Here is an 11,900-nt window from a genome sequence, read left to right on the forward strand (position 1 = left end):
GGCTTAACGTGCCATCGCCCTTGAATCCTGTCAATCTACCACAACTATGTCCGAGTATAATTTATGAACACTCACGGTATTGACCTAAAACCGGTCAATGGCGCCGTTATACTCACCAGAGAGGGATCATCATGGCTTCATCCAACAACCCGTCGCCCGTCACCTTCACCAAAAATGATGTAGAAATTATTGCACGTGAGACACTCTACAGTGGTTTTTTTTCGCTCACCGCCTATCGTTTCCGTCACCGTTTGTTCAATGGTGAAATGAGTGGTGAAGTGCGGCGTGAGGTGTTTGAGCGCGGCCATGCCGCGGTGCTGTTGCCCTATGATCCCAAGCGCGACCAGGTGGTACTGGTAGAGCAGTTGCGTTTCCCGGCGCTGGAGACCAGCGACACGCCGTGGTTGCTGGAGATGGTGGCCGGCATTATTGAGCCAGGCGAAAGCCCGGAGCAGGTGGCCCGCCGTGAGGCGGTGGAGGAGGCCGGCCTGACGGTCGCGCGTTGCAAGCCGGTGCTGAGCTACCTCGCCAGCCCCGGCGGCACCAGCGAGCGTCTCTCCGTGATGGTCGGCGAAGTGGATGCCAGGATGGCGGAGGGTCTGCATGGACTGGCAGAGGAACATGAGGATATCCGGGTACATGTGGTCAGCCGTGAGCAGGCCTGTCGATGGGTGGAAGAAGGAGCTATTGATAACGCGGCCTCAATCATTGCCCTGCAATGGCTGGCGCTGCACCATGAATCGTTACGAAAAGAGTGGTCAACTGATGATTAAGCGCTATATCCCTGATTTCCCTGAAATGATGCGGCTGTGCGAAACCAATTTCGCGCAATTACGACGGTTGCTGCCGCGCAACGACGCCGCCGGTGAGACAATCAGCTATCAGGTGAATGGCGCCACCTACCGTTTGACGATTGTCGAATCCACGCGCTATACCTCTTTGGTGGAGATCCAGCAGACGGCCCCGGCGGTGAGCTACTGGAGCCTGCCGGCCATGACCGTGCGGCTCTACCACGACGCGATGGTGGCGGAAGTGTGTTCCAGCCAGCAGATCTATCGTTTCAAAGCACGTTATGATTATCCTAATAAAAAGTTGCATCAACGCGATGAAAAGCATCAAATTAACCAGTTTCTTGCTGATTGGTTGCGCTACTGTTTAGCGCATGGAGCGATGGCGGTTCCGGTTTGTTAGACAGAGTGAGATAACAAAGGACACCATTTGGAAAGCCTGTTTACGCTGCCTGTGGCCGGTGACGCCAAGGTCAGGATATTACAAATAACCGATACGCACCTGTTTGCCGGCGAGCACCAGACGCTGCTGGGCGTCAATACGCTCCGCAGTTACCACGCCGTGCTGGATGCGATTGCCGCCGAACAGCGGCCGGTTGACCTTATCGCGGCCACGGGCGATCTGGCGCAGGATCACTCGCTGGCGGCCTACCGCCACTTCACCGCCGGTATCCGTCGTTTTCAGGCGCCCTGTCTCTGGCTGCCGGGCAACCACGATTTCCAGCCAGCGATGGTGGACGCGCTGGCCGAGGCGGGCATCGCCCCCTCCAAACAGGCGCTGTTGGGCGATCACTGGCAGGTAGTGCTGCTTGACACCCAGGTGTTCGGCGTGCCGCACGGCGCCCTGAGCGAGTACCAGCTGGAGTGGTTGGAGCGCTGCCTGAAGGCTTACCCAGAGCGCCACACCCTGCTGATGCTGCACCACCACCCGCTGCCCTCCGGCTGCACCTGGCTTGACCAGCACAGCCTGCGCAACGCCCACGAGCTGGCGGCGCTGCTGGCGCGTTACCCACAGGTCTCCACACTGCTGTGCGGCCATATCCATCAGGAGATGGACGAGGAGTGGCATGGCCGCCGCCTGCTGGCGACGCCCTCCACCTGCGTCCAGTTCAAGCCGCACTGCACCAACTTCACCATCGACAGCGTGGCGCCCGGCTGGCGCTACCTCGATCTCTGGCCAGATGGCCGGCTGGAGACCGAGGTGTGCCGTCTCACCACGGATGAGTTCAGCCCGGACATGGATTCGGACGGTTATTGATGAACACCTTACTCTACCTGCACGGCTTTAATAGCTCCCCCCGTTCGGCAAAGGCCAGCGCCATGAAGGCCTGGCTGGCGGAACACCACCCGCAAATTGAGATGCTGGTGCCGCAACTGCCGCCCTTCCCGGACGCGGTGGCGGAGCTGCTGGAGAGCGTGGTGATGACGCGCGCCGGCGAGCGCATCGGCATTGTCGGCTCCTCGCTCGGCGGTTACTACGCCACCTGGCTGTCGCAGTGCTTCGCCATTCCGGCGGTGGTGGTCAACCCGGCGGTGCGCCCTTATGAGCTGCTGATCGACTATCTGGGGCAAAATCAGAACCCCTACACCGGCCAGCAATATGTGTTAGAGTCTCGCCACGTCTACGACCTGCGCGTGATGCAGGTCGATCCCCTGGAGTCGCCGGATCTGATCTGGCTGCTGCAACAGACCGGAGATGAGATCCTCGATTACCGCCAGGCCGTGACCTACTACACGCCTTGCCGCCAGACGGTGGAGATGGGCGGCAACCACACCTTCGTCGGTTTCGAACGCTTCTTCTCTCCGATTATCGATTTTCTCGGGCTGGCGTCTGACTGACGCCCTGTGCCACACCGCCCGCCACCAACCGGGCGGTGCGCCGCGCCAACCGGCCGGCGTCCGCCAGCCCACCAACCACTGGCCACGAATAGTAATCAAACGATGAGTCAATCAAGTTATAACGCAGATTCCATTGAGGTACTCAGCGGCCTTGAGCCGGTGCGCCGCCGTCCCGGCATGTACACCGATACCTCGCGCCCCAACCATCTGGGGCAGGAAGTCATTGATAACAGCGTCGATGAGGCGCTGGCTGGCCATGCGCGCCGTGTTGAGGTGATCCTCCATGCCGACCAGTCGCTCGAGGTGATCGACGACGGCCGCGGTATGCCGGTGGACATCCACCCGGAAGAGGGCATCCCGGCGGTGGAGCTGATCTTCTGCCGCCTGCACGCTGGCGGCAAGTTCTCCAACAAGAACTACCAGTTCTCCGGCGGCCTGCACGGCGTGGGGATCTCGGTGGTGAACGCGCTCTCCACCCGCGTGGAGGTGACGGTCAAGCGTGGCGGTAACGTCTATGAGATGGCGTTTGAGAATGGCGAGAAGGTGCAGGATCTGGCGGTCACCGGCAGCTGCGCCAAACGCGTCACCGGCACCCGCGTCCAATTCTGGCCGGATGGCAGCTTCTTCGACAGCCCGCGCTTCTCCATCAGCCGCCTGTCGCACCTGCTGAAAGCCAAGGCCGTGCTCTGCCCCGGCGTGGAGATCCTGTTCAAGGACAAGCTCAACAACACCGAGCAGCGCTGGTGCTACGAAGATGGCCTGACGGATTACCTGATGGAGTCGGTCAACGGCCTGGTCACCCTGCCAGAAAAGCCGTTCGTTGGCTCCTTCGCCGGTGATACCGAGGCGGTGGACTGGGCGCTGCTCTGGCTGCCAGAGGGCGGCGAGCTGCTAGCCGAGAGCTACGTCAACCTGATCCCGACCATGCAGGGCGGCACCCACGTCAACGGCCTGCGTCAGGGGCTGCTGGACGCAATGCGCGAGTTCTGCGAATTCCGCAACATCCTGCCGCGCGGCGTCAAGCTGTCGGCGGAGGATATCTGGGATCGCTGCGCGCATGTGCTGTCAGTCAAGATGCAAGATCCACAGTTCGCCGGCCAGACCAAAGAGCGCCTCTCCTCGCGCCAGTGCGCGGCCTTCGTCTCCGGCGTGGTGAAAGATGCCTTCAGCCTGTGGCTCAACCAGAACGTGCAGGCCGCCGAGCAGCTGGCGGAGCTGGCTATCTCCAGCGCCCAGCGCCGGATGCGCGCCGCCAAGAAAGTGGTGCGCAAAAAACTGACCAGCGGCCCGGCACTGCCCGGCAAACTGGCGGATTGCACTTCGCAAGACCTGAGCATGACCGAGCTGTTCCTGGTGGAAGGGGACTCGGCGGGCGGCTCCGCCAAGCAGGCGCGCGACCGCGAGTATCAGGCGATCATGCCGCTCAAGGGCAAGATCCTGAACACCTGGGAGGTCTCCTCCGACGAGGTGCTGGCTTCGCAGGAGGTGCATGACATCTCCGTCGCCATTGGCATGGACCCGGACAGCGAGAACCTCTCCCAGCTGCGCTACGGCAAGATCTGTATCCTCGCGGATGCGGACTCCGATGGCCTGCACATCGCCACGCTGCTCTGCGCGCTGTTCGTGCGCCACTTCCGCTCGCTGGTGAAGGGCGGCCACGTCTACGTGGCAATGCCGCCGCTCTACCGCATCGATCTGGGCAAAGAGGTCTACTATGCGCTGGATGAGGAGGAGAAGACCGGGGTGCTGGACCAGCTTAAACGCAAGAAGGGCAAACCCAACGTCCAGCGCTTCAAGGGGCTGGGCGAGATGAACCCGATGCAGCTGCGTGAGACCACCCTCGACCCGAACACCCGCCGTCTGGTGCAGTTGACCATCGATGACGAGGATGTGGAGCAGACTGTTGCCATCATGGACATGCTGCTGGCCAAGAAGCGGTCGGAAGATCGCCGCAACTGGTTGCAGGACAAGGGCGACAAGGCCGAATTGGCAGTCTGATGTGCTGATGTGATGATACCGGCCGCCCCCAGGGGCGGCCGGATGCGTTTCTGCTGCGGGGGAGATGGATGAAGATCACCTTGGATGAGTTGCTTGCCTTTACCGTCGTCACGGACAGTGGCTCGATTACCGCCGCCGCCGAGCAGCTGGGGCAGACCACCTCGGGCATCAGCCGCGCCCTGAGCCGGCTGGAGACCAAGCTGGACACCACGCTATTGCGCCGCACCACCCGCCGGCTGGAGCTGACGGAGGAGGGGGCGCTGTTCCTGAACCACGCCCGGCAAATTGTGCAGTCGGTGGAGCAGGCGGAGGAGCAGATCGCGCTGCGCCGCGAGATGCCAGCCGGGCGACTGCGGGTCAATGCCGCCGCGCCCTTCATGGAGCATGTGATTGTGCCGCTGGTGGGCGGTTTCCGCCGCCGCTACCCGCAGGTGGAGCTGGAGCTGAACACCGACAACCAGATTATCGATCTGCTGGAGCGGCGCACGGATGTGGCGATCCGCATCGGCGAGCTGCGCGACTCCTCGATCCATGCCCGGCTGCTGGGGCGCAGCCAGCTGCGTATCCTCGCCAGCCCGGACTATCTGGCGCGCCACGGCGAGCCGCAGCAAGTGGCGGATCTGGCGCGCCACAGCCTGCTGGGCTTTACCCAGCCAGAGTCACTCAACCAGTGGCCGCTGCGTGCCGCCGATGGCGAGCGCCTGACCATCACCCCGGCGCTCAGTGCCTCCAGTGGCGAGACGTTGCGCCACCTGGCGTTGCAGGGCGAGGGAATTGTGCAACTGGCGGATTTCATGACCCGTGAGGATTGCCGACAGGGGCGGCTGGTGCCGGTGCTGGCGGAGCTGACCGAGACGGAGACGCAGCCAATCCACGCGGTCTACTACCGCAACACCCAGCTGGTGGCGCGCATCACCTGCTTTTTGGACTACATCAGCGAGCAGATGGCGCACGACTGGCTATAGCGCGCAGAAAAAAGGCCGCGTTAGCGGCCTCAGGCGGGGGGCGGGTCAGGGCTTCTCAAGGATATGGATCACCACATCCTCGATATCCTGCTTGATCGCCTCGCGGTGGTGATCCATGTGCGCCTGCTGCTGGTGCTGCTCGAGGTGGCTCAGGCTCTCCCACTCCTCATACATAAAGATGGCGTCCGGCGCGGTCTTGCGCCACGGCACCTGCGCGTTGAGGTCAACCAGTGGCTGGTAGCAGCCACAGCCCGCCTCGGCGCGCACCGTCGGCAGTAGCGCCTCGATCTGCGCCAGCACGGCGTCGCGGCGGCCGGGCTTGACCTGGATTTCAGCAATAACAGTGATCATCGTTACCTCGTAGCGTCCATACGGCGGGGATGGGGCGGCCAGCAGGCGGCCCGGTCAGCCACCAGAGTGTGGCCGCTGGGGCGCCACGGCGCCAGCGGCCATTGTCTGATTTAGCCGTTGAAGACGTTGGCGAGGTGCGCGCGGTAGCGAACGATGTCGTTCTCAATGTCCGGCTGCTTGATCACGTCGTTACAGATAAAGGTCGGCAGGCCCGCCATGCCCAGGAACTCGTTGGCCTTGTGGAAGTGCATGTAAACGCCATCGACGCCCACGCCGTGGAAGAACTGCTCCTGGTCGGTGAAGGCTTCTAGCGGAGCATTCCAGGTCAGGGAGAGCATGTAGGTCTTGCCCTGCAACAGGCCGCCGGAGCCATATTTTTTCGCCGCGTCGGCGCGGGTGCGGCCATCGCTGGCATATAATTTACCGTGACCCTCGGTAAAGACCTCATCGATGTACTTTTTCATGATCCACGGTTCGCCCATCCACCAGCCCGGCATCTGGTAGATCACGGTGTCTGCCCACAGGTAGTTCTCCACCTCGGCGGGCACCTCATAGCCTTGGTCGATGTTGACCACACGGACGTCATGCCCGCTGTCACGCAGGAAGGAGGCCGCCACGTCGGTCAGGGTATCGTTCAGTGCGCCTTTGGAGTGGGCAAAGGTTTTTGCCGCATTCAGAATCAGGATGTTGCTCATTTATTATTCGCCCTATCAATAGACATGGTGGGCAGTATAGCGGCGCAACCGGATAGAAAAAATGTGCGATGGCGCACAACACTCTTGACTAAAATGCAACAAAGCGGCGGATTTAGCGAGCCTGCGTCCATATTTCACCCGGATAGCCGGGCCGCCCCGCCTGGCACGCCGGTGGCTGTGACAGTGCCATGCCAGATGTTGTACTATCGCCGCATCATGCGCCCCGCGCCGGGATCTACCCGCCGGCCGTGGGCTGATGCTTCAATGCAGAACAAAACGCTACGGGTGTAAGGATAAACATTTAATGAGCGACATGACTCATGACGGTGCTGAGCGCTTAGCGCTGCACAAGTTTACTGAGAACGCCTACCTCAACTACTCCATGTACGTCATCATGGACCGGGCGCTGCCCTTTATCGGCGATGGCCTGAAGCCGGTGCAGCGCCGCATCGTCTATGCGATGTCAGAGCTGGGCCTGAACGCGAGCGCCAAATTCAAGAAGTCGGCCCGTACCGTCGGCGACGTGCTGGGCAAATACCACCCGCACGGCGACAGCGCCTGCTATGAGGCGATGGTACTGATGGCGCAGCCCTTCTCCTACCGCTACCCGCTAGTGGATGGACAGGGCAACTGGGGTGCGCCGGACGATCCGAAATCCTTCGCCGCGATGCGTTACACCGAATCCCGCCTGTCGAAATATGCCGAAGTGCTGCTGCGCGAGCTGGGACAGGGCACGGTGGAGTGGATCCCGAACTTTGACGGCACGCTGGACGAGCCGAAAATGCTGCCAGCGCGCCTGCCCAACATCCTGCTGAACGGCACCACCGGCATCGCGGTGGGCATGGCCACCGACATCCCGCCGCACAACCTGCGCGAAGTGGCTGCTGCCGCCGTGATGCTGCTGGAGAAACCGGCCACCGGGCTGGATGAGCTGCTGACCCACGTGCAGGGGCCGGACTTCCCGACCGAGGCGGAGATCATCACGCCGCGCGACGAAATCCGCAAACTCTACCAAACCGGGCGTGGCTCGGTGCGGATGCGCGCGGTGTGGAAAAAGGAGGAGGGCGACGTGGTGATCACCGCGTTGCCGCATCAGGTCTCCGGTGCCAAGGTGCTGGAGCAGATCGCCAGCCAGATGCGCGCCAAGAAGCTGCCGATGGTGGAGGATCTGCGTGACGAGTCGGACCACGAGAACCCGACCCGTCTGGTGGTGGTGCCGCGCTCCAACCGCGTGGACATGGATCAGGTGATGAACCACCTGTTCGCCACCACCGATCTGGAGAAGAGTTACCGCGTCAACATGAACATGATCGGCCTTGATGGCCGGCCGATGGTCAAGGGGCTGGTGGAGATCCTGACGGAGTGGCTGGCGTTCCGCCGCAACACCGTGCGCCTGCGCCTCAACCACCGTCTGGAGCGGGTGCTGAAGCGCCTGCACATCCTTGAGGGGTTGCTGACCGCCTTCCTCAATATCGATGACGTGATCCACATCATCCGCAGCGAAGATGAGCCGAAGCCGGTGCTGATGGCACGCTTCGCGCTGAGCGAGACGCAGGCCGAGGCGATCCTTGACCTGAAACTGCGCCACCTCGCCAAGCTGGAAGAGATGAAGATCCGTGGCGAGCAGGATGAGCTGGCCAAGGAGCGCGACCAGATCCAGGCGACGCTGGCTTCCGAGCGCAAGATGAACACGCTGATCCGCAAGGAGATCCAGGCGGATGCCGAAGCCTATGGCGACCCGCGCCGCTCGCCGCTGCATGAGCGTAGCGAAGCCAAGGCGCTGAGCGAAACGGACATCCTGCCCTCTGAGCCGGTCACCGTTGTGCTGTCGCAGATGGGCTGGGTGCGCAGCGCCAAGGGGCATGACATCGACCCGACCGGCCTGAGCTACAAGGCCGGGGACAGCTTCCTCGGCGCGGCGCGCGGCAAGAGCAACCAGCCGGTGGTGTTTATCGACTCCACCGGCCGCAGCTACGCCCTTGAGCCAACCACGCTGCCCTCCGCGCGCGGGCAGGGAGAGCCGCTGACCGGCAAGCTGACGCCGCCGCCGGGTGCGGTGGTGGAGCAGGTGTTGATGGCGGCAGACAACCAGAAGCTGCTGATGGCCTCTGACGCTGGCTATGGCTTTGTCTGTACCTTCAATGATTTGGTGGCGCGCAACCGCGCTGGCAAGGCGATGCTGACCCTGCCGGAGAATGCCAAGGCACTGACGCCGCTGGAGATCCATGGCGAGGATGACATGCTGCTCGCCATCACCGCGGCGGGCCGGATGCTGATGTTCCCGGTGGCGGATCTGCCGCAGCTGTCGAAGGGCAAGGGCAACAAGATTGTCTCCATCCCGGCGGCACAGGCCGCGGCGGGTGAGGATCGGCTGGCCTGGCTGTTCGTGTTGCCGCCGCAAACCTCCCTGACGCTGCATATCGGCAAGCGCAAGCTGACGCTGCGCCCGGAAGATTTGCAGAAATACCGCGCCGAGCGTGGCCGCAAAGGCACGCTGCTGCCGCGTGGCCTGCAACGCATCGACCGGGTTGACGTGGATGCACCGGCGCGCCCGGAAGCGGCTGCCAGCAGCGACGAGTAACCCAGCCACGTCCCGGCACCCCGGTGATGCCGGGACGCCGGGCATGGGCGCGGCGGCACAAAAAGTGCCAAGCCTCTCTAATCCGTCGTTTTTCTCGGTGAATATTCACCGTTTGCATTAATATAGCCGTTGTATCACCCGGCTTGAGGATTTCGCAGGACGGGTGAGCAAGGGTGAGCAGGGCACCTTTGTCTCTATAAAACAGCCTGTGAGGGTTTGTCAGGAGCAAGGAGACCGGCGCCGGGGCGGCACAGTGGTGCGTCTGGGGCTGGCGTTTCGCTAACGAGGTTTTTTATGTTGTTGATTTTACGTGTCATCATTGTCACGCTGTTTTCGCTACTGATCTGTATCTTCGGGTCAATTTTCTGTCTGTTCAGCCCGCGTAATCCCCGCCATGTGGCGCGGTTCGGCCATATGTTTGGCCGCCTCTCCAAGGTGTTTGGCCTGAAAGTGGAGCAGCGCATCCCGCCAGAGGCAGCGCACTACGGCAACTGTATCTACATTGCCAACCACCAGAATAACTATGACATGGTCACCGCCGCCAACGTGGTGCAGCCGCGTACCGTGACGGTGGGTAAAAAGAGCCTGCTGTGGATCCCGTTCTTCGGCCCGCTCTACTGGCTGACCGGCAACCTGCTGATTGACCGTGACAACCGCGCCCGTGCGCACGGCACCATTTCGCAGGTGGTGGAGCAGTTCAAAAAGCGCAACATCTCCATCTGGATGTTCCCGGAGGGCACCCGCAGCCGTGGCCGCGGCCTGATGCCTTTCAAAACCGGTGCGTTCCATGCGGCGATTGCCGCTGGCGTGCCGATTGTGCCAATCTGCGTCTCCAACACCCACGGCAAAATCAACCTGAACCGTTGGTCAAATGGCTTGGTGATTGTAGAGATGCTGCCGCCCATCGATACCACAGAGTATGGAAAAGAGCGGGTTCGTGAGCTGGCCGAGCACTGCCGCACGCTGATGCAGGCTAAAATCAACGAGCTGGATGCGGAAGTGGCCGCCCGAGAAGCGGCCGCCAAACGCAAGAAGTAAACGCTTTCCGGCCTGGGATTCAGGCCGCTGCCCGGTGCGCCGGGCCCTTTTCACCCTGCCTCCGGGCGGGGTTTTGCATACAGTCATATTGCTTGTCATGGAGAAGATATGTCACTCAGTCGACGTCAGTTTTTACAGGCATCGAGCATGGCGCTGGCTGCCGGGGCGATGCCGCTGAGGGCAGAGGCGAACGGAACGCAGACCGCCCTCCCGGTTCCGCCGCTGTTGGAGTCGCGCCGTGGGCAACCGCTGTTCCTGACCCTGCAACGCGCCCACTGGTCATTCAACGGTGGCGCGAAGGCCAGCGTCTGGGGCGTCAACGGCCTCTATCTGGGGCCGACGGTGCGCGTCTACAGCGGGGATGACGTCAAACTGATCTACAGCAACCGGCTGAGTGAGCCGGTCGCCATGACCGTCAGTGGCCTGCAAGTGCCGGGTACGCTGACCGGCGGGGCAGGGCGCATGATGTCGCCGGGCGTTGACTGGGCACCGGTGCTGCCTATCCGCCAGCCGGCCGCCACCTGCTGGTATCACGCCAACACCCCCAACCGGATGGCCCCGCACCTCTATAACGGGCTGGCCGGGCTGTGGCTGGTGGAGGACAGCGTCAGCAAATCCCTGCCGCTGCCGAGCCACTACGGCGTGGATGACTTCCCACTGATCCTCCAGGACAAGCGCCTCGACAACTTCGGCACCCCGCAATATGACGCGCCCGCGCAGGGCGGCTTCCTCGGCGACACGCTGCTGGTGAATGGCGTGGAAAGCCCCTACGTCGAGGTGTCACGCGGCTGGGTGCGCCTGCGCCTGCTGAATGCCTCCAACTCGCGCCGCTTCATACTAAAGATGAGCGACAACCGCCCGTTCCACGTGGTGGCCGCCGATCAGGGCTTCCTGCCCGCGCCAGCGGCGGTGCCGCACCTCTCGCTGGCCCCCGGCGAGCGGCGCGAAATTCTGGTGGATATGTCGCAGGGCGATGAGGTGTCAATCACCGCCGGTGAGGCGGCGGGCATCATGGACCGGCTGCGCGGGCTGTTCGAGCCGTCGAGCATTCTGGTCAACACGCTGGTGCTGACGCTGAAACCCACTGGCCTGCTGCCGCTGGTGACGGACAACCTGCCGATGCGCCTGCTGGCCGACCAACTGCTGGAGGGGAACGTGGTGCGCACGCGCGATTTCCGCCTCGGTGACAATCAGGCTGGCATCAATGGCGCAGTGTGGGACATGAACCGCACGGACGCGCAGGCGGTGCAGGGCACCTGGGAGCGCTGGACGGTACGCGCCGACCTGCCGCAATCCTTCCATATTCAGGGCGTCTCCTTCCTGGTGAAGAGCGTCAATGGCGGGCCGCCGCTGGCGGAGGATGCTGGCTTCAAGGATACCGTCTGGGTGGATGGCCAGGTGGAGCTGCTGGTCTACTTCAACCAGCCCTCGTTTGAGCACTTCCCCTTCCTGTTCTACAGCCAGACGCTGGAGATGGCCGATCGCGGCTCTGCCGGCCAACTGGTGGTGCAACCCGCCAACTGAGTGAGGGCAGGGCGCCCGCCCTGCCTGCTTTTTCTTCCCCCTCCCGGCCTGTTGCTTGATAAAGAGCAAGGCATTCGCACGCGCTTTTTGTTACTCCAGCCTGTGGGTTAACCAACAGGAG

Annotated in this window: 11 protein-coding genes; 9 read left to right on the forward strand and 2 right to left on the reverse strand. The window is 62.5% G+C overall.

Annotated features, from left to right (window positions below):
• Positions 1-131 precede the first annotated feature (131 nt).
• The 6 genes from nudF to ACK3SD_RS02585 all read left to right on the forward strand — a co-directional run bounded on the left by nudF (position 132) and on the right by ACK3SD_RS02585 (position 5,590).
• On the forward strand, positions 132-773 hold the full coding sequence (gene nudF, locus ACK3SD_RS02560; protein ID WP_481126652.1) for an ADP-ribose diphosphatase: 642 nt from the start codon (positions 132-134) through the stop codon (positions 771-773).
• On the forward strand, positions 766-1,191 hold the full coding sequence (locus ACK3SD_RS02565; protein ID WP_137764880.1) for a DUF1249 family protein: 426 nt from the start codon (positions 766-768) through the stop codon (positions 1,189-1,191). Before nudF ends, ACK3SD_RS02565 begins: the two co-directional genes overlap by 8 nt.
• 27 nt (positions 1,192-1,218) lie before the next feature.
• Positions 1,219-2,046: a 3',5'-cyclic-AMP phosphodiesterase gene (cpdA, locus tag ACK3SD_RS02570; RefSeq protein ID WP_481126653.1), complete on the forward strand. Its 828-nt coding sequence runs from the start codon at positions 1,219-1,221 to the stop codon at positions 2,044-2,046.
• Complete coding sequence (gene yqiA / locus ACK3SD_RS02575; protein ID WP_481126654.1) at positions 2,046-2,627, forward strand: esterase YqiA; 582 nt, start codon at positions 2,046-2,048, stop codon at positions 2,625-2,627. The genes cpdA and yqiA overlap by 1 nt, the downstream gene beginning before the upstream one ends.
• Positions 2,628-2,729: 102 nt before the next feature.
• Positions 2,730-4,625, forward strand: a complete 1,896-nt coding sequence (parE, locus tag ACK3SD_RS02580; protein WP_481126655.1) for a DNA topoisomerase IV subunit B — start codon at positions 2,730-2,732, stop codon at positions 4,623-4,625.
• Positions 4,626-4,693: 68 nt separating this feature from the next.
• A complete protein-coding gene (locus tag ACK3SD_RS02585; protein WP_481126656.1) occupies positions 4,694-5,590 on the forward strand; it encodes a LysR substrate-binding domain-containing protein in 897 nt (298 codons plus the stop codon).
• A 45-nt stretch (positions 5,591-5,635) separates the two neighbouring features.
• On the opposite strand, the gene ACK3SD_RS02590 is transcribed toward ACK3SD_RS02585, so the two are convergent.
• Positions 5,636-5,941: a putative quinol monooxygenase gene (locus tag ACK3SD_RS02590; protein ID WP_481126657.1), complete on the reverse strand. Its 306-nt coding sequence runs from the start codon at positions 5,939-5,941 to the stop codon at positions 5,636-5,638.
• Between the two features lie 110 nt (positions 5,942-6,051).
• Positions 6,052-6,636: an NAD(P)H-dependent oxidoreductase gene (locus tag ACK3SD_RS02595; RefSeq protein WP_481126658.1), complete on the reverse strand. Its 585-nt coding sequence runs from the start codon at positions 6,634-6,636 to the stop codon at positions 6,052-6,054.
• Positions 6,637-6,940: 304 nt separating this feature from the next.
• On the opposite strand from ACK3SD_RS02595, the gene parC reads away from it, so the two are divergent.
• From parC to ftsP, 3 genes are all read left to right on the forward strand, one after another.
• Positions 6,941-9,217: a DNA topoisomerase IV subunit A gene (parC, locus tag ACK3SD_RS02600; protein ID WP_137762139.1), complete on the forward strand. Its 2,277-nt coding sequence runs from the start codon at positions 6,941-6,943 to the stop codon at positions 9,215-9,217.
• Positions 9,218-9,511: 294 nt separating this feature from the next.
• Positions 9,512-10,255 carry a 1-acylglycerol-3-phosphate O-acyltransferase gene (locus ACK3SD_RS02605; protein ID WP_481126659.1) on the forward strand — a complete coding sequence of 248 codons (744 nt, stop codon included), beginning with the start codon at positions 9,512-9,514 and terminating at the stop codon, positions 10,253-10,255.
• Positions 10,256-10,363: 108 nt separating this feature from the next.
• Positions 10,364-11,779 carry a cell division protein FtsP gene (gene ftsP, locus ACK3SD_RS02610; RefSeq protein WP_481126660.1) on the forward strand — a complete coding sequence of 472 codons (1,416 nt, stop codon included), beginning with the start codon at positions 10,364-10,366 and terminating at the stop codon, positions 11,777-11,779.
• Positions 11,780-11,900 lie beyond the last annotated feature (121 nt).

It is taken from the genome of Chimaeribacter sp. YP20170169, assembly GCF_056739715.1.

Bases quoted from the DNA above. Each gene is read 5' to 3' on its own strand.
- ACK3SD_RS02565 (WP_137764880.1), top strand. From the start codon at position 766: ATGATTAAGCGCTATATCCCTGATTTCCCTGAAATGATGCGGCTGTGC.
- ftsP (WP_481126660.1), top strand. From the start codon at position 10,364: ATGTCACTCAGTCGACGTCAGTTTTTACAGGCATCGAGCATGGCGCTG.
- ACK3SD_RS02595 (WP_481126658.1), bottom strand. From the start codon at position 6,636: ATGAGCAACATCCTGATTCTGAATGCGGCAAAAACCTTTGCCCACTCC.
- yqiA (WP_481126654.1), top strand. From the start codon at position 2,046: ATGAACACCTTACTCTACCTGCACGGCTTTAATAGCTCCCCCCGTTCG.
- nudF (WP_481126652.1), top strand. From the start codon at position 132: ATGGCTTCATCCAACAACCCGTCGCCCGTCACCTTCACCAAAAATGAT.
- ACK3SD_RS02605 (WP_481126659.1), top strand. From the start codon at position 9,512: ATGTTGTTGATTTTACGTGTCATCATTGTCACGCTGTTTTCGCTACTG.
- ACK3SD_RS02585 (WP_481126656.1), top strand. From the start codon at position 4,694: ATGAAGATCACCTTGGATGAGTTGCTTGCCTTTACCGTCGTCACGGAC.
- parE (WP_481126655.1), top strand. From the start codon at position 2,730: ATGAGTCAATCAAGTTATAACGCAGATTCCATTGAGGTACTCAGCGGC.
- ACK3SD_RS02590 (WP_481126657.1), bottom strand. From the start codon at position 5,941: ATGATCACTGTTATTGCTGAAATCCAGGTCAAGCCCGGCCGCCGCGAC.
- parC (WP_137762139.1), top strand. From the start codon at position 6,941: ATGAGCGACATGACTCATGACGGTGCTGAGCGCTTAGCGCTGCACAAG.